This window comes from Stenotrophomonas sp. YJH_SMC_81 (assembly GCF_059370875.1).
On record NZ_JCAFUB010000001.1, the window covers coordinates 611,103 to 626,923 of the forward strand.

Here is a 15,821-nt window from a genome sequence, read left to right on the forward strand (position 1 = left end):
CTCCATACTAGCAAGTATGGTTATGTCCCCAACTCCAGCTGCGTTCCATGACCTGCGCCTGGACGCCGCCCATGGCGCCCGCCTGGCGGCGACCGTCAGCGACCATGGCCGGCGTGGCCGGGTCCTGTTTGCCCATGGCTTCGGCCAGACCCGCCACGCCTGGAATGCCACTGCCCGCGCACTGAACGCGGCCGGCCTGCAGACGCTGGCCTACGACGCCCGCGGCCATGGCGATTCCGACTGGAATGGCGCCGATCTGCCCTATCACGGCGAACAGTTCGCCGACGACCTGATCGTGTTGGCCGGCGAACAGCCGCGCCCGCCGGTGCTGGTTGCCGCTTCGATGGGTGGCCTGTTCGGCCTGCTTGCCGAATCGCGCTGGCCGGGCCTGTTCTCGGCCATGGTGCTGGTCGACATCACCCCGCGCTGGGATACCGCCGGTGTCGAGCGCATTCTCGCCTTCATGACCGCCCATCCCGACGGCTTCGCCTCGCTGACCCAGGCCGCCGACGTGATCTCGGCCTACATGCCGCACCGGCCGCGCAAATCCGAGCAGTCGCTGCGTGCGCTGCTGCGCGAGGACGGCCACGGGCGCTGGCGCTGGCATTGGGACCCGCGCCTGGTGGCCGAGCTGGCCCGCGACAGCGAACAGCACCAGGACGCACTGGCCGAGGCCGCACGCCAGGTGAAGTGCCCGCTGCTGCTGGTCAGCGGGGGCCGCAGCGACCTGGTCACGCCGCAGACCGTGGCCGAATTCCTGACGCTGGCGCCGCATGCGCGCCATGTACAGCTGCCGCAAGCGACCCACATGGTCGCCGGCGATGACAACGACGCCTTTACCGCTACTGTGTTGGACTATCTGGACGTGTTGCCCGCAGCGGACGCTGCGGCTTCGTCCGCCACAAACGAGCACGTCACCGGAGCACGCTCATGAGCATCGTTCTTCCCTTCCTCGCCTTGCTGCTGGCAGGCGCCTTCGTCGCCTACCACCGCATGCGGCTGGTTACCTGGACGCTGATCAGCGTGGCCCTGCTGGCCGCCTGCTGGTTCATTCCCTACGTCAACCAGACCGCCACCATCGTCGCTGCGGCGGTGCTGGCGGTGATCGCCGTGCCGCTGCTGCTGCCGTTCATCCGCAAGCCGCTGCTGACCAGCCCGATGATGAAGGTGTTCCGCAAGGTGCTGCCGCCGCTGTCGCAGACCGAGCGCATCGCGCTGGAAACCGGTTCGGTCGGTTTCGAGGGCGAACTGTTCACCGGTGATCCGGACTGGAACATCCTGCTCAACTACCCCAAGCCGCAGCTGACCGCTGAAGAACAGGCCTTCCTCGATGGCCCGGTGGAAGAGCTGTGCACGATGGTCAACGACTGGGAAATCACCCACGTCCACGCCGACCTGCCGCCGGAGCTGTGGGCCTTCATCAAGAAGAACAAGTTCTTCGGCATGATCATCCCGAAGGAGTACGGCGGCCTGGGCTTCTCCGCGCTGGCCCACCACAAGGTGATCCAGAAGCTGGCCTCGGTGTCCTCGGTGGTCAGCTCCACCGTCGGCGTGCCCAACTCGCTGGGCCCGGGTGAACTGCTGGTGCATTACGGCACCCAGGAACAGAAGGACCAGTACCTGCCGCGCCTGGCCGATGGCCGCGAAGTGCCCTGCTTCGGCCTGACCGGTCCGTTCGCCGGCTCCGACGCCACTTCGATCCCGGACTACGGCATCGTCTGCAAGGGCGAGTGGAACGGCGAGCAGGTGCTCGGCGTCAAGCTGACCTTCGACAAGCGCTACATCACCCTGGCCCCGGTCGCTTCGCTGATCGGCCTGGCCTTCCGCATGTACGACCCGGATGGCCTGATCGGCGATACCCGCGACATCGGCATCACCCTGGGCCTGCTGCCGCGTGACACCGCCGGCGTCGAAATCGGCCGTCGCCACTTCCCGCTGAACTCGACGTTCCAGAACGGTCCGATCCGCGGCAAGGACGTGTTCATTCCGCTGACCCAGCTGATCGGTGGCGCAGCCATGGCCGGCAAGGGCTGGAACATGCTCAACGAGTGCCTGGCCGTGGGCCGCTCGATCACCCTGCCGTCCACCGCCAGCGGCGGTGCCAAGGCTGGCGCCGCGGTGACCGGCGCCTATGCACGCATCCGCAAGCAGTTCGGCCTGTCGGTCGGCCGCTTCGAGGGCGTGGAAGAAGCGCTGGCCCGCATCGGCGGCAAGGCCTACAAGATCAGCGCGCTGTCGCAGGCCACTGCCGCCGCGGTCGATCGTGGTGACGTGCCGTCGGTGCCGTCGGCGATCGCCAAGTACCACTGCACCACCATGAGCCGCGAAGTGATCTCGGACATGATGGACGTGATCGGCGGCAAGGGCATCATCCTGGGGCCGCGCAACTTCGCCGGCCGCAGCTGGCAGGCCGCGCCGATCGCGATCACCGTGGAAGGCGCCAACATCATGACCCGCAGCCTGCTGATCTTCGGCCAGGGTGCGATCCTCTGCCACCCGTGGGTGCTCAAGGAAATGAAGGCCGCGCAGGATCCGGATACCCGTGCCGGCCTGCAGGAGTTCGACCGCAGCCTGTTCGGCCACATCCGCTTCGGCATCTCCAATGCCGTGCGTTCGTTCTGGTTCGGCCTGACCGGCGCGCGCTTCGGCGCCGCCCCCGGCGACGCCTACACCCGCCGCTACTTCCGCAAGCTGGACCGTTACTCGGCCAACCTGGCGCTGATGGCCGACATCTCGATGATGACCCTGGGCGGCAAGCTGAAGTTCAAGGAATCGCTGTCCGGCCGCCTGGGCGACGTGCTGAGCCATGTCTACATGACCAGCGCCATGCTCAAGCGCTACCACGACGAAGGTGCACCGCAGGCCGACCAGCCGCTGCTGGCCTGGGCCTTCCATGACAGCGTGCACAAGATCGAAGAGTCGCTGTCGGCCGCGCTGCGCAACTTCCCGATCCGTCCGATCGGCTGGCTGATGTGGGCGCTCATCTTCCCGTTGGGCCGTCGTGCCGAGGCTCCGGGTGATCGCTTGAGCCGCCGCGTCGCCGCCCTGCTGATGGCGCCGAATGAAGCCCGCGACCGTCTCGCCAATGGCGTGTTCCTGACCCCGTGCGAGAACAACCCGGGCGGCCGCATCAACAGTTACCTGAGCAAGGCGATCATGGCCGAGCCGGTGGAGCGCAAGTTCCTCAAGGCGCTGAAGAGCAAGGGCATCGAGGCGCTGGACTTCAAGGCGCAGCTGGACGAAGCCGTGGCCGAGGGCGTGATCACCCAGGACGAGCGCAGCCTGCTGGAAGAGCTGCGCACGCTGACCCTGGACACCATCACCGTGGACGACTTCGACACCCACGACCTGCGCGCGGCCAGCTACTACGACCGCCAGCGCAAGGATCCGCATTCGCAGGCGGCCTGATCGCCCGCGACACGCGTTGCCTTCGACGGCGGGCCTCGGCCCGCCGTCGCGTTATCCGCCGACCGGAATACCCCTCATGTCCACGCCCCTGCTCTCGCTTTACCAACGCCTGCAGCGCTGGCCCGCCGGCGCCTGGCTGTTCTCGCGCGCGGTGTGCCTCAAGGCCCCCTACTTCGCCAGCATCGCGCCACGCATCACCCGCCTGGAACACGGCCGCTGCGAAGGCACGCTGGCCGACCGCCGCAGAGTACGCAACCACATCGGCACGGTGCACGCGATCGCGATGTGCAACCTGGCCGAACTGACCGCCGGGCTGATGGTCGATGCATCGCTGCCGAAGGGCATGCGCTGGATCCCGAAGGGGATGCAGGTGCAGTACCTGGCCAAGGCGCGTGGCACGCTGCAGGCGGTGGCGTTGCCGGCACAACCGATTGTCGTTGCGGCCGAGGGCTATGCGCTGCCGGTGACGGTCAGCGTGCGCGACCGCGCGGGCACCGAGGTGTTCAGCGCGATCATCGACATGTGGATGTCGCCGGCCAAGTAAGTTCCCGCGAACGGCGCAGCCCCTCTTGGGTGGACGCGGAATGCGGTTTATCGGTGGGGCCGGAGGGGTGGGGCCGCAAGTACGTCCCTGTAGGCTTAGCCGCGCCATCCATGGCGCGGATACCCCGCCCGGCCCCACCCCTCCGGCCTCTGACAGATCTCTGCGGCGTCCACCCACGCAAGAGAAAAAAGAAGAGCAGAAGCAGAAGCGGCCCAATGGCCGCTTTTTTCATGCGCACAGAACCCAACGAGCGCAGCGACCCGCTGTTGCTCTTGATCTTCTTTTTTTCTTCTCCGTGGGCTGGCCGCGCACGGAACCTGTCTGAGGCCGGGCGGGTTGGGTTCGCGGGGGTGTCCGCGGCATGGATGCCGCGGCCAAGCCTACACGGACGTACTTGCGGCGTCCCCCGCGAACCCAACCCGCCCGGCCAACCCCATGACAAGCTCTACGCGGCCAACCCACGAGGGGCCGCGCCGTTGGCTGGAATCTACGCTACCGCGCGAAACACCAACGCCAGGATCGCAGGCACCGCCTGGATCATGAAAATGCGGCGGCTGACGCTGTAGGCGCCATAGCACCCCGCCACCACCACGCAGGCCAGCGAGAACGTCACCAGCACTGGCTGATCGATCACCAGCCCCACCACGATGCCTGCTGCCAGGAAGCCGTTGTACAGGCCCTGGTTGGCCGCCAGGACGCGCGTGGTCGCCGCCTTCTCCGGCGTGTTGCGGAACGTCTTCAGGCCCAGCGGGCGGGTCCACAGGAACATCTCAAGCGCCAGGAAATAGACGTGCAGCAGTGCGACCAGCAAGGTCAGGGCGAGTGCGATCCAGTACATGGGCGGTTCCTTGGACAGGGATGGGGCTCGGAGCCCGGGAAATCATCGGTCGCGCGGCAGTTTCTTTTCTTCGCGCAGTACACCGAACGCGGCTGCGGTCATGCACGCGGCCACCAGCATGCCGCCGATGAACACTACGTGCGAGCCGAACAATGACAGGCCCTTGTGCACCCAGGCAAAGCTCAGGTCCGCACCGCGGTAGACCACGGTGTCGATCGCTGCGCCGGCCTTGTAGCGCCACTGCCGGTCCACGCGCGTGTAGATTGTCTCGCGCGCCGGCTTGGCCAGTGCGAATTCGCTGGCCCGGGTCATCACCTGCACTACCGCGACCATCAGCGGCATCGGCGAGGCCGCCAGCACCGAGAAGCCGATCAGGATCGCGAAGGCGGGAATCAGCAGCGCCGGGGCGATGCCGTGGCGCGACAGCAACCAGCGGGTCAGGCCCAGCTGCATCAACAGCGCCAGCGCATTCACCGCCAGGTCGATGCGCGAGAAAAACGCGGTGCTGGCTGCGGGGTCAGTGAACGCCGCACGCACGATCGCAGCCTGCTCGTTGTAGAGCAGCGTCCCCACGCCCACCCCGAACACAACCATGATCGCCAGCCAGCGCAGCAGCGGCTCGCGCACGATCAACTTCAGGCCGTCCAGCACGCTGCCGCCCATCGGCTGCTCGCCGGACACCAGCTGCTGCTCGCGTTCGCGCAGCACCGCCCAGTGCCGCAGCCGCCAGATGCACAACAGGCACACGACCAGGAAAGCTGCGGAGACCAGCATCAGGTTGGCGATGCCCACGCGCTGCACCAGCGCACTGGTGATGATCGGACCAAGGAAGGCACCGACGGTGCCCGCCGCGCCAATGTATCCATAGAAGGCCCGGGCCTGCACATTGGAGAACACATCGGCCATGAAGCTCCAGAACACCGCCACCGCGAACAGGTTGAAGACGGTGATCCAGAAGAAGAAGGCCATGCCGCGGCCAGGCACGCCGCTGTCGAACATCATGTAGAAGCCCAGCAGGGTCACGATGAAGAACCCATACACCGCCGGCAGGAACACCCGTCGCGGGAAGCGGCTGACCAGCCAGCCGTACACCGGCTGCAGCACCAGCATGATCACGAACACGCAGGAGAACAGGAACTGCAGCACGAAGTCCTTCAACGCAATGCCGTGGCTGGCGAACCAGGCGATCAGCACGGGTGGGAACACCGTTTCCAGGTCTGCCGAGGCGGCCATGGCCTCACGCACCGGGCGCAGCACGTAGTAGCCGCTGAGCAGGCAGAAGAAGTACAGGAACGACCACCACAGCGCCGGCGACTCGCGCAGTGCCGACGCCAGGCCCTGCAGCGGCCCCTTGTTCCGTACCGCACTCACGCGGTGTCCCTCGCCTGAAGACGGCGGTTGGACAGCGGCATGGCAGGCTCCGGGGCGATGAAACGCGTACGTTAGCCAATGCACCGCAACATCGCCAGCGCGACGCGCCTTCCTGCGGGCGGATCGGCTCCGCTGATCGGCCCCGGATGACACGTTCCGATACATGCTTTCAGCACCTCAAATTCCAAATTTTTCAACGAGATGCGCATTCATCTTCGCTTTGTTTGTGCACAAGGGAAAAGCGGCGCTAGAATCGCCATCAGCAGTCGCGCACGGGTCCAACCGATGAAAAAGAACAGCCTGCGTCGCCCGATCCGTTCGGCGGCCACCGGTTTGCTGGGCATGCTGATGCCCGTTGCCTTGTCCACCACCGCGCAGACACCGCCGGCATTGCCGCCGATGCCGACCAACATCGAATCCGCTGCCGGTCCCACTGTCGCCCACACCCAGCCGGCGGCCTACCGTACCGGCCTGGTGCCGCGCGTGCAGGCCCCGGCGCCCGGCTTCAACGTCGCCAACATCGAATCGATGGCGCAGCAGCTCACCTATGGCGAACGCGTGCCGGGCATGGCCGTGGCGATCGTGCAGGGCGGCCGTATCCTCAGCGCGCGCGGCTATGGCGTCACCGACGTCAACAATCCGCTGCCGGTCGATGCGCACACCGTGTTCCGCCTGGCTTCGCTGTCCAAGGCCTTCGCCGGCACCATGGCCGGCCTGCTGGTCAACGACGGCACGCTGCGCTGGGACAGCAAGGTCACCGACTACGTGCCGGGCTTCCGCCTGAACTCGCCGGAAGCCACTGATCGCCTGACCGTGGCCGACGTGCTCAGCCATCGCGTCGGCCTGCCGTACAACGCCTACGACCGCGACATCGAGGGCAACGCCGAGTACTACGCGCTGACCCAGAAACTGGCCAACACCAGCCTGAAGTGCCTGCCGGGCGACTGCTATGCCTACCAGAACGTGGCCTTCAGCCTGATCGGCGATGTCGTCTACGCGGCCTCCGGCAGTTTCTACGAGCAGTCGGTCGAGCGCCGCATCTTCAAGCCGCTGGGCATGAACGATGCCAGCCTCGGCCTGGCCGGCATCCAGGCCAGCTCGCGCTGGGCGCGTCCTCACGTGCGCAGCCGCAACGGCTGGGTCTCGCTGACGCCGAAGCCGACCTACTACCGGGTCGCCCCGGCGGCCGGCGTCAATGCCAGCGCCAGCGACATGGCGCAGTGGCTGCTCGCCCACACCGGCCACCGCCCCGACGTGCTGCCGGCACCGCTGCTGGCCACCCTGCATTCGAGCCTGATCAGCACCCCCGGCGAGATGCGTTCGGGCTGGCGCCGCGAGCGCCTGCACTCGGCCGGCTACGCCCTGGGCTGGCGCACCTTCGACTACGCCGGCCACGACGTGGTGTTCCATGCCGGTGCCGTGCAGGGCTATCGCGGCCTGGTCGCGCTGGTGCCGGAACGCGATCTGGGCATCGCCATCATGTGGAATGGCGAAAGCAGCCTGCCCAGCGGCCTGCTGCCGACCGTGCTCGACTCCGCGCTCGGCCTGCCGGCGCAGCGCTGGCTGGACGTGGACACCGACTTCGGCAGCGACAACCTGATGGCCGAGGGCGCCAGCCCGGCGCAGCAGGACAAGCGCAAGGGCAAGGGCGCCTCGGGCAATCGTGCGGTGGCGTCGCCGCGCTGATCAGGCGGGCTCGATCGTGTGTGCGAAGGGCGGCCTGCGGGTCGCCCTTTTTGTTGGCTCGACTCTACAGATGCAAAGAGCAGTTCCGCGGCGCTAATGCGCGAAGTAGTGCATGCCGCCGTCCACCGGAATCACCGCGCCTGTGATGTAGCCGGCCAGCGGCGAGGACAGGAAGGCCACCAGTGGCGCCACTTCCTCGGGTTCACCGAAGCGTCCGATCGGGATATTGCTGGCGATGAACGCACGCCGGCTTTCCTCGGTGGGATGCAGGCGTTCCAGGATCTGCGCGCTGTTGATGCGCCCCGGTGCAATCGCATTCACCGTAATGCCCTGCCCGGCCACCTCCGACGACAGCCCCTTGCTCCACAGATGCAGCGCCGCCTTCGCCGCAGTGGCCGCGTTCACCGCACGCGGTTCCATCGAACCGCTGAAGTTGATCACCCGCCCCCATGCCTGCGCCTGCATGCCAGGCAACAGCGCCTGGGTCATCCGCCGCGCAGCGGAAAAGTTCAGGGCGATCGCTTCCTCCCAGACATCATCATCGGCATCGACGGTGGTCGGCCGGGAGCCCCCTGCGGCGTTGACCAGGATGTCGACGCGTTGCAATGCGTCCCGGGATGCCTGCGCGATGTACCGGACGTCACCGGCCACGGTGACATCGCCGGCCACGATGACCGGTGCCACGCCGCCTTCGGCTTCGATCCGCGCCGCCAGCGCCTGCAGGGGTGCCCGCTGCCGTGACGTGATGGCAACGCGCACGCCCTGGGCCGCCAGCTGCCTGGCGACGGCGGCACCGATGCCGCTGGCCGCGCCCGTCACCAAGGCGGTACGGCCTGCAAGATTCAAGTCCATGGTGTTCTCCTGTCCGCATGGCCGGCCAATCCAGCCCTTGCACGACATGCTGTTTGATCACCCCTGATTGATAAACTCCGCGCAGGTTTCAGCATTCAACACCCGGGGTGTCAGATGAACCTGCTGGAAAGCATGCGGGTCTACGTGCTGATCGTGGACAAGGGCAGCCTCAGTGCGGCAGCTGCGGCGATGAACATCTCCGCGACGATGGCCGGCAAGCATCTGCGTGCATTGGAAGCACGGCTGGGCATGCAGCTGTTGAGCCGAACCACCCGGCGCCAGCACACGACCCCGTTCGGCCAGGATTACTACACGCGCTGCCGGGAGGTCCTGCGCCTGGTGGACGAAACCGATGCGCAGGCGCAGCACCAGCACCTGGCACCGGCGGGCACGCTGCGCATCAGTGCACCAGTGATCTTCGGTACGCATGCGCTGGTACCGGCACTGGCCGAGTACATGGCGCGCCATCCGGATGTCCGGGTCGAAGCGACGCTGACCGATCGCGTGGTCGACCTTGCCGAAGAGGGCTTCGAAGCGGCGCTGCGGATCGGCACGCTGGCCGACAGCAGCGTGCTGGTGGCACGAGCCCTGGCCCCTTATCGCCTGATGATGTGCGCCTCGCCGGCGTATCTGGCCAGGCATGGCACGCCACACAGCGTGCATGCACTTGCCGGCCATCAATGCCTGTCGTTCGAACCGAGTGCACTTGCGCAGTGGCTGCAGGACGACGCTGGCGAGCTCGACCACGTGCCCGACGGCCGACTGCAGATCAACAATGGCGAAGCGCTGCGTTCGGCGGCGCTGCATGGCCTGGGCATCGTCCTGCAGTCGACGCTGCTGCTGGCAGCCGATGTCGAGGCTGGACGACTTGTGCAGCTGCTCCCAGGGCACGGCCAGGCCGGTCGGCCGATGCACGCGGTCTATGCGCACGACCGTTACCACTCCACCCGCCTGCGCAGCTTCCTCGACTTCCTGGTGGAACGATTCCCGCCGGTAGTCACCCCACCAGGCGATCGAAGCCGCCCATAAAAAAACCCCCTCCCCGCTGGGCAGCCAGGGAAGGGGGTTTCAGGATGCGGCTATCGGGAAGTACTTAGATCAGCGGCGCCGGGGTTGCCGGCAGAGCGACCGGAGCGGCCTTCTTCTTGCGGGCGGCCGGCTTGCGCTTGGCAACCTTCTTCGGGGCAGCCTTCTTGGTAGCCTTCTTCGCGGTCTTCTTTACTGCCTTCTTGGCGGTCTTCTTGACGGCCTTCTTGGCAGTCGCCTTCTTTGCGACCTTCTTGGCCGGCTTGCGGGCCGTAGCCTTCTTGGCAGTCTTCTTGGTGGCCTTCTTGGCCGCCTTCTTCGCGGTCTTCTTGACGGCCTTCTTGGCAGTGGACTTCTTGGCGACCTTCTTCGCCGCCTTCTTCACTGCCTTCTTCGCAGTGGTCTTCTTGGCGACCTTCTTCGCCGCCTTCTTCACTGCCTTCTTGGCAGTCGCCTTCTTCGCGACCTTCTTCACTGCCTTCTTGGCAGCGGCCTTCTTCGCGACCTTCTTCACCGCTTTCTTGGCGGCGGGCTTCTTCTTCGCAGCTTTCTTGGTTGCCATGGGATGGCTCCTCGTCAGTGATAGGGAGTTGAAACGCCCAGTTGGATCAAACCCGCGGATGCTGCGTGCGGGGACCGCCGGCGCGTCAGGCGCGCCGTTACGGATGCGGCGATGCCCGCCTCGATCGGCGGAGCGGACATCGGAACGGGAGGTGCCTTGCATTTCTCCGGGGGAAGCGGGGCCGTGTCCACCGTCATCAGGGTCGCGGTGGTCTTGAAGGGGCTGCTTCGCATCGGACGATTGATTCTGCGCACTCGGTTGGGCAGGCAAGGTCTGCTGAGGCGAAACCTAATCACGGTTTTTTTTACTGTCAACAACCCCCGCGAAAAATTTTCACATCCGCGCCTTTCCGAGCGCCGTCGGCGCCACTGCTCTACGCGGCCCGCGATGGCGGTTGAAGCATCGCGCAAGCGTGCTGCATGCACCGGCATCGATGCATACGTTGAACAAAAAACACTTGAAATAAGCACTCCGCGCATTTAGACACAGACTCGCAACGGCATCGCGCGTGCGACGTCGATGGTCACCGGCGCCGCCACCAACGCCAGCACAACGGCGCCGCAACAGGGGGCGAAAAGTTTTCACATCCGAGTGCGTCGGCGCGGGGCTGAAACGCGGATTTGCGCAAAACTGCGCACGCCCATCGGCACCGTTCGCCTGTCGGCTGATGCCACGCCGAGGGTGCGCAGCGAACCCCGCGTCATGAGTCCGGTGCAGTCGCCAAAACAAAAACGGCCACCCGAAGGTGGCCGTTCCAGAATCCGGAAACGACGACTCAGTGGTCTTCGTTCTCCAGGGCTTCGGCGTACGCGTCCGGATCCAGCAGCTCGTTGACCTCATCGGCGTTGGTCAGTTCGACCACGAACATCCAGCCTTCGCCGTAGGCATCTTCGTTGATGGTTTCCGGCTTGTCGGACAGGGCCGAGTTGACCTCGACGACCTTGCCGCTGATCGGGCTGTAGACGTCCGAGGCGGCCTTCACCGACTCGACGACGGCGATCTGCTCGCCGGCCTTGGCGTCGGCGCCGACTTCCGGCAGTTCGACGTAGACCAGGTCACCCAGCAGGCCCTGGGCGTGGTCGGAAATACCGACGGTGACGCGGCCATTGCCTTCGACACGGGCCCACTCATGGGACTTGAGGAACTTGAGGTCGCCGGGGATCTCGCTCATGGGACTGCTCCAGAGATATGCAGGGGTGGAAAAAACGGGGCTAGTGTAACCAACCGGCCACCACTGCTGTCAGTGACGACCGGCACGTACGGATCAGGCGTCGGCGAGCACGCCGGGCTGCGCCTGGCCTTCCCGAACGAACGGGAACTTGACCACCCGCACCGGCACCTGACGGCCACGGATGTCGACGGTGACCTCGCCGAGTTCACCGGCCGGCACGCGGGCGAAGGCGATGCCCTTGGCCAGCGTCGGCGAGAAGGTGCCGGACAGGATCTCGCCCTGGCCGCTGGCCGTGGTGACCGTCTGGCCATGGCGCAGCACGCCCTTCTCGTCCATCACCAGGCCGATCATCTGGCGCGCGGTGCCGGCGCTCTTCTGCGCCTCCAGCACGTCGCGGCCGATGAAGTCGCGGCCTTCGTCCAGCGACACGGTCCAGGCCAGCGCCGCTTCGTAGGGGCTGATCTCTTCGTCCATGTCCTGGCCGTACAGGTTCATGCCAGCTTCCAGGCGCAGGGTGTCGCGCGCGCCAAGGCCGGCCGGCTTCACGCCCGCCGCCAGCAGGCGGTTCCAGAAGGCGACCACGGCGTCCTGCGGAAGCAGGATCTCGAAACCATCTTCACCGGTGTAGCCGGTGCGCGCGACGAACAGCTCGACGCCGTCATCGGACTGCACCTGCAGGGCGGCGAAGCGACCCAGCTTGGTCAACGCTGCGCGGTCGGCTTCGCGGGCCAGGCCGATCACGATGTCGCGCGCCTGCGGGCCCTGCACGGCGAGGATGGCCAGGTCCGGGCGCTGCTCGACGGCGACGCCGAACGGCGCAGCCTGCTCGCGCAGCCAGGCCAGGTCCTTCTCGCGGGTAGAGGCATTGACCACCATGCGGAAGAAGTCGTCGCCCAGGTAGTAGACGATCAGGTCGTCGATGACGCCGCCGCGCGGATTCAGCATGCACGAGTACAGTGCCTTGCCGGTCACCTTCAGCTTGTCGACCGAGTTGGCCAGCAGGCGGCGCAGGAACGGCTTGACCTGGTCACCGCGCAGGTCGACCACCGTCATGTGGCTGACGTCGAACACGCCGGACTCACGGCGCACCAGATGGTGCTCGTCCAGCTGCGAGCCGTAGTGGATGGGCATGTCCCAACCCCCGAAATCGACCATCTTGGCGCCAAGGGCGCGGTGGGTATCGTTGAGCAGCGTCTTCTGGGTCATGACCGGGTCCGGCAGCAGAGGAAACAGGAAACCCCATTATCCCAGATCGGTCGCCCGCAGGCGTGCCGCAGCGCAGCGGTTCATGCAAGCGGAAGTGCAACCCGCCCCACCCTTTCCTCTGCCGGCGAGGCAATGCCCGCAAAGCGCCGCAGCCGCCCGCTACAGGCGCACCCGCCCACGCAGGATGTCGAGGAACATCACCCAGTCACCCATGAACGAGTACAGCGGATGGCGGAACGTCGCCGGTCTGTTCTTCTCGAAGAAAAAATGGCCGACCCAGGCGAACCCGTAGCCGCAGAACAGGGCGCCGAGCAGGAACAGCGGCTGGCCGCGCAGCAAGGCAGTGGCGACCAGCAGCAGGACCCCGCAACTGCCGATGAAGTGCAGCCGCCGCGATACCGGGTGGCGGTGCTCGCTGAGATAGAACGGATAGAACTCGCGGAAGCTGGCGAAGCGGGACATGAGCAGGCTCGGGGAACCAGGGTCGCCCACATCATGCGCCATCGCTGACCTTGTAGAGCCGAGCCATGCTCGGCTTGCGCGCGCCAGCGCGGTCGGAAGGAGAGCAGCCGAGCATGGCTCGGCTCTACACCGATGAGGTGCGCGGCCCGAACATGATCACCGCCATGCCGGCCAGGCACAGCGCTGCGCCCAGCAGGTCCCAGCGGCTGGGACGAATGCCATCGACCAGCCACAGCCAGAACAGCGCGGTGCCGATGTAGACGCCACCGTAGGCGGCATAGACCCGTCCACTGGCAGTCGGGTGCAGGGTCAGCAGCCAGGCGAACAGGGCCAGGCTGGCCGCCGCCGCCGGCAGCAGCAGCCAGACGCTGCCTCCCTTGCGCAGCCACAACCATGGCAGGTAGCAGCCAACGATCTCGGCCAGCGCGGTCAGCAGGAACAGGCCAAGCGTTTTCACGCCTTCTCTGCTGCCTTGGCCTGCTGCCACAGTGCTTCCTGCGCATCCAGGTCCAGTTCGGCCAACGCCTCACCCTGTGCGTCGGCCTGCGCTTCCATCGCGCGGAAGCGACGCTCGAACTTGTGGTTGGCACCGCGCAGTGCAGCGCCCAGATCGATATCGGCATGACGCGCCAGGTTCGCGCAGACGAACAGCAGGTCGCCCAGTTCTTCCTGCAGGCGCGCCTTGTTGCCCGCGACATCGCCGCGTTCGAACTCCTCGCGCAGCTCCTGCAGCTCCTCGGCGGCCTTGTCCAGCACCGGCAGCGGACCCGGCCAGTCGAAACCGACCTTGGCTGCGCGCGACTGCAGCTTCACCGCCCGCTGCCATTCCGGCAGGCCGCGCGAGATACCGGCCAGTGCGGAGGTGTCCTGCTCGCCCTTGGCGGCACGCTCGGCGCGCTTGATCGCCTCCCAGTTGCGCGTCACCCCGTCGGCATCGTCCACGCTGACATCGGCGAACACGTGCGGGTGACGGCGCTGCATCTTGTCGCTGATCGCACGGGCGACCTCGGCGAAGGCAAACGCCCCCTGCTCCTCGGCCATGCGTGCGTGGAACACCACCTGCAGCAGCAGGTCGCCAAGCTCGTCGCAGAGATCGTCCAGGTCGCCGCGGTCGATCGCATCGGCGACCTCGTAGGCTTCTTCGATGGTGTAGGGGGCGATGGTCGCGAAGTTCTGCTCCAGATCCCACGGGCAGCCTCCCTGCGGGTCGCGCAGCCGCGCCATGATCGCCAGCAGGCGCTCCAGTTCGTTGCTTGCGGCGCTGCCAGTGGTGGGGGTGTCGTGCGCGCTCATGCGGCCTCCAGGATCAGTCGGACAACCAGTCGCGCCACGGCAGGCTGGTATCACCAAGGGCAATGAAATCGCCGTTCAACAGGGTCTCGCGGCGGTTGTAGCGGAACGGCTTGCCGGTCGCCGCCGACAGCACCGCGCCGCCGGCGGCATGCAGCACGCACTGGCCGGCGGCCGTATCCCATTCGGAGGTCGGGCCCAGCCGCGGATAGACATCCAGGCCGCCTTCGGCGATCCGGCAGAATTTCAGCGACGAGCCCTGCGCGATGGTCTCGATGCGGCCCATGCGCGCCAGCAGCGCCTCGGTTTCCGGCGAACGGTGCGAGCGGCTGGCGGCAACGCGCAGCGGAGCCGTGGCCGGTGTGCGGGTGCGCAGCACGGTGTCATGCAGGCCCTGCCGCCGATAGGCCAGTTCGCCGCGCATGGCATGCCAGACAATGCCGGTGACCGGCGCCAGCACCACGCCGAATGCCGGCGCGCCCTGGTAGATCAAGGCGATGTTGACGCTGAATTCGCCGTTGCGCTTGACGAACTCGCGGGTACCGTCGAGCGGATCCACCAGCCAGTAAGCGCCCCAATGGCGGCGATGCTCCCAGCCCACCTGCGCCGATTCCTCGGACAGGATCGGCAGGTCCGGTGTCAGCTGCTGCAGGCCCAGCTCAATGACCTGGTTGGCCGCCAGGTCGGCCGCGGTGACCGGGCTGTTGTCGTCCTTGATCTGGACCTCGAAGCCATCGGCATACACCTGCATGATGGCTTGGCCGGCCTGCTGGGCGATGGCGATGGCGGTCTCGCGCAGGTCCGTCGTCAGCTTGATCATCGCGTTCCCTGCAGCCACTGGCGGGCAATGAACAGCGCCGCCAGCGAGCGTCCCTCGGAGAAGTCCTCGCGCAACATCAGCTGGTCCAGTTCGGCCAGCTTCCACGGCACCACTTCCAGTTCTTCCGGCTCGTCGCCGGCCAGTTTTTCCGGGTACAGGTCGCGCGCCACCACCAGCCACGACTGGTGGCTCATGTAGGTCGGGGCCAGTGTCATCGCGCGCAGCACGTCGACCCGGCGCGCACCATAACCAGCCTCTTCCTTCAGTTCGCGGTCGGCAGCCTGCTCGGGGGTCTCGCCGGCGTCGATCCTGCCCTTCACCAGCCCCAGTTCGTAACGATGCATGCCGGCGGCGTATTCACGCACCAGCAGCACGGTTTCATCGTCGAGCATCGGCACCACCACCACCGCACCGTGGCCACGGCTGACCAGGCGCTCGAAACGGCGACGTTCACCGTTGGAGAACTCCAGGTCCAGATGCTGGCGCTGGAAGGGGCCGTTCTCCTCATCGGTGATCCGATGGATGATCGGCAAGCGACGGCCGGCACGGTCATCGTTCATGCGGAATCTCCGCGGCGACCGGCGG

Annotated in this window: 17 protein-coding genes; 6 read left to right on the forward strand and 11 right to left on the reverse strand. The window is 66.5% G+C overall.

Features of this window, described 5'->3' with window-relative positions; genetic code table 11:
- The first annotated feature begins 16 nt into the window (after positions 1-16).
- The 3 genes from AC5P8U_RS02800 (at position 17) to AC5P8U_RS02810 (ending at position 3,952) form a co-directional block, all read left to right on the forward strand.
- Positions 17-934 (forward strand): alpha/beta fold hydrolase, encoded by a 918-nt coding sequence (locus tag AC5P8U_RS02800; protein WP_188240735.1) that lies wholly within the window; start codon positions 17-19, stop codon positions 932-934.
- Entirely contained in the window at positions 931-3,408 is a 2,478-nt protein-coding gene (locus AC5P8U_RS02805) for an acyl-CoA dehydrogenase (protein ID WP_088496272.1), read from the forward strand. The genes AC5P8U_RS02800 and AC5P8U_RS02805 overlap by 4 nt, the downstream gene beginning before the upstream one ends.
- Positions 3,409-3,484: 76 nt before the next feature.
- A complete protein-coding gene (locus AC5P8U_RS02810; protein WP_072168561.1) occupies positions 3,485-3,952 on the forward strand; it encodes a hotdog fold domain-containing protein in 468 nt (155 codons plus the stop codon).
- A 487-nt stretch (positions 3,953-4,439) separates the two neighbouring features.
- Here AC5P8U_RS02810 and AC5P8U_RS02815 read toward each other — a convergent pair whose 3' ends face one another.
- Positions 4,440-4,790: a DUF1304 domain-containing protein gene (locus AC5P8U_RS02815; protein ID WP_072168560.1), complete on the reverse strand. Its 351-nt coding sequence runs from the start codon at positions 4,788-4,790 to the stop codon at positions 4,440-4,442.
- Between the two features lie 42 nt (positions 4,791-4,832).
- Complete coding sequence (locus AC5P8U_RS02820) at positions 4,833-6,161, reverse strand: NTP/NDP exchange transporter (RefSeq protein WP_447897465.1); 1,329 nt, start codon at positions 6,159-6,161, stop codon at positions 4,833-4,835.
- A gap of 285 nt (positions 6,162-6,446) precedes the next feature.
- Here AC5P8U_RS02820 and AC5P8U_RS02825 point away from each other — a divergent pair, with 285 nt between their 5' ends.
- The gene (locus tag AC5P8U_RS02825; protein ID WP_005418422.1) at positions 6,447-7,847 is read left to right on the forward strand and encodes a serine hydrolase domain-containing protein; all 1,401 of its coding nucleotides are present in this window, start codon (positions 6,447-6,449) and stop codon (positions 7,845-7,847) included.
- A gap of 93 nt (positions 7,848-7,940) precedes the next feature.
- Here the strand turns inward: AC5P8U_RS02825 and AC5P8U_RS02830 are convergent, their stop codons facing one another.
- Entirely contained in the window at positions 7,941-8,699 is a 759-nt protein-coding gene (locus tag AC5P8U_RS02830) for an SDR family NAD(P)-dependent oxidoreductase (RefSeq protein ID WP_072168558.1), read from the reverse strand.
- Positions 8,700-8,813: 114 nt separating this feature from the next.
- Here AC5P8U_RS02830 and AC5P8U_RS02835 point away from each other — a divergent pair, with 114 nt between their 5' ends.
- A complete protein-coding gene (locus AC5P8U_RS02835; RefSeq protein WP_447897464.1) occupies positions 8,814-9,728 on the forward strand; it encodes a LysR family transcriptional regulator in 915 nt (304 codons plus the stop codon).
- Positions 9,729-9,792: 64 nt separating this feature from the next.
- On the opposite strand, the gene AC5P8U_RS02840 is transcribed toward AC5P8U_RS02835, so the two are convergent.
- Positions 9,793-10,287, reverse strand: coding sequence for a hypothetical protein (locus AC5P8U_RS02840; protein WP_252744788.1), 495 nt, complete (start codon positions 10,285-10,287; stop codon positions 9,793-9,795).
- Positions 10,288-10,398: 111 nt separating this feature from the next.
- On the opposite strand from AC5P8U_RS02840, the gene AC5P8U_RS02845 reads away from it, so the two are divergent.
- Positions 10,399-10,770 carry a hypothetical protein gene (locus AC5P8U_RS02845; protein WP_134968390.1) on the forward strand — a complete coding sequence of 124 codons (372 nt, stop codon included), beginning with the start codon at positions 10,399-10,401 and terminating at the stop codon, positions 10,768-10,770.
- A 292-nt stretch (positions 10,771-11,062) separates the two neighbouring features.
- Here AC5P8U_RS02845 and gcvH read toward each other — a convergent pair whose 3' ends face one another.
- The 7 genes from gcvH to nudE all read right to left on the reverse strand — a co-directional run bounded on the left by gcvH (position 11,063) and on the right by nudE (position 15,796).
- The gene (gene gcvH / locus AC5P8U_RS02850; protein WP_005418426.1) at positions 11,063-11,458 is read right to left on the reverse strand and encodes a glycine cleavage system protein GcvH; all 396 of its coding nucleotides are present in this window, start codon (positions 11,456-11,458) and stop codon (positions 11,063-11,065) included.
- A gap of 93 nt (positions 11,459-11,551) precedes the next feature.
- Positions 11,552-12,664 carry a glycine cleavage system aminomethyltransferase GcvT gene (gene gcvT, locus AC5P8U_RS02855; protein WP_049438098.1) on the reverse strand — a complete coding sequence of 371 codons (1,113 nt, stop codon included), beginning with the start codon at positions 12,662-12,664 and terminating at the stop codon, positions 11,552-11,554.
- A gap of 159 nt (positions 12,665-12,823) precedes the next feature.
- Positions 12,824-13,126, reverse strand: a complete 303-nt coding sequence (locus AC5P8U_RS02860; RefSeq protein WP_049415586.1) for an Mpo1-like protein — start codon at positions 13,124-13,126, stop codon at positions 12,824-12,826.
- Positions 13,127-13,250: 124 nt separating this feature from the next.
- Positions 13,251-13,583, reverse strand: a complete 333-nt coding sequence (locus AC5P8U_RS02865) for a YnfA family protein (RefSeq protein ID WP_252744787.1) — start codon at positions 13,581-13,583, stop codon at positions 13,251-13,253.
- Positions 13,580-14,419: a nucleoside triphosphate pyrophosphohydrolase gene (gene mazG / locus AC5P8U_RS02870; RefSeq protein ID WP_072168555.1), complete on the reverse strand. Its 840-nt coding sequence runs from the start codon at positions 14,417-14,419 to the stop codon at positions 13,580-13,582. The genes AC5P8U_RS02865 and mazG overlap by 4 nt, the downstream gene beginning before the upstream one ends.
- 13 nt (positions 14,420-14,432) lie before the next feature.
- Complete coding sequence (gene cysQ, locus AC5P8U_RS02875) at positions 14,433-15,236, reverse strand: 3'(2'),5'-bisphosphate nucleotidase CysQ (RefSeq protein ID WP_111007839.1); 804 nt, start codon at positions 15,234-15,236, stop codon at positions 14,433-14,435.
- Entirely contained in the window at positions 15,233-15,796 is a 564-nt protein-coding gene (gene nudE, locus AC5P8U_RS02880; RefSeq protein ID WP_005418435.1) for an ADP compounds hydrolase NudE, read from the reverse strand. The genes cysQ and nudE overlap by 4 nt, the downstream gene beginning before the upstream one ends.
- Positions 15,797-15,821: the final 25 nt, after the last annotated feature.

What these genes read in the sequence shown, in the direction of transcription:
- AC5P8U_RS02800 (WP_188240735.1), top strand. Translation starts at nt 17, where the DNA reads ATGGTTATGTCCCCAACTCCAGCTGCGTTCCATGACCTGCGCCTGGAC.
- AC5P8U_RS02805 (WP_088496272.1), top strand. Translation starts at nt 931, where the DNA reads ATGAGCATCGTTCTTCCCTTCCTCGCCTTGCTGCTGGCAGGCGCCTTC.
- AC5P8U_RS02810 (WP_072168561.1), top strand. Translation starts at nt 3,485, where the DNA reads ATGTCCACGCCCCTGCTCTCGCTTTACCAACGCCTGCAGCGCTGGCCC.
- AC5P8U_RS02815 (WP_072168560.1), bottom strand. Translation starts at nt 4,790, where the DNA reads ATGTACTGGATCGCACTCGCCCTGACCTTGCTGGTCGCACTGCTGCAC.
- AC5P8U_RS02825 (WP_005418422.1), top strand. Translation starts at nt 6,447, where the DNA reads ATGAAAAAGAACAGCCTGCGTCGCCCGATCCGTTCGGCGGCCACCGGT.
- AC5P8U_RS02830 (WP_072168558.1), bottom strand. Translation starts at nt 8,699, where the DNA reads ATGGACTTGAATCTTGCAGGCCGTACCGCCTTGGTGACGGGCGCGGCC.
- AC5P8U_RS02835 (WP_447897464.1), top strand. Translation starts at nt 8,814, where the DNA reads ATGAACCTGCTGGAAAGCATGCGGGTCTACGTGCTGATCGTGGACAAG.
- AC5P8U_RS02840 (WP_252744788.1), bottom strand. Translation starts at nt 10,287, where the DNA reads ATGGCAACCAAGAAAGCTGCGAAGAAGAAGCCCGCCGCCAAGAAAGCG.
- AC5P8U_RS02845 (WP_134968390.1), top strand. Translation starts at nt 10,399, where the DNA reads ATGCCCGCCTCGATCGGCGGAGCGGACATCGGAACGGGAGGTGCCTTG.
- gcvH (WP_005418426.1), bottom strand. Translation starts at nt 11,458, where the DNA reads ATGAGCGAGATCCCCGGCGACCTCAAGTTCCTCAAGTCCCATGAGTGG.
- gcvT (WP_049438098.1), bottom strand. Translation starts at nt 12,664, where the DNA reads ATGACCCAGAAGACGCTGCTCAACGATACCCACCGCGCCCTTGGCGCC.
- AC5P8U_RS02860 (WP_049415586.1), bottom strand. Translation starts at nt 13,126, where the DNA reads ATGTCCCGCTTCGCCAGCTTCCGCGAGTTCTATCCGTTCTATCTCAGC.
- mazG (WP_072168555.1), bottom strand. Translation starts at nt 14,419, where the DNA reads ATGAGCGCGCACGACACCCCCACCACTGGCAGCGCCGCAAGCAACGAA.
- cysQ (WP_111007839.1), bottom strand. Translation starts at nt 15,236, where the DNA reads ATGATCAAGCTGACGACGGACCTGCGCGAGACCGCCATCGCCATCGCC.
- nudE (WP_005418435.1), bottom strand. Translation starts at nt 15,796, where the DNA reads ATGAACGATGACCGTGCCGGCCGTCGCTTGCCGATCATCCATCGGATC.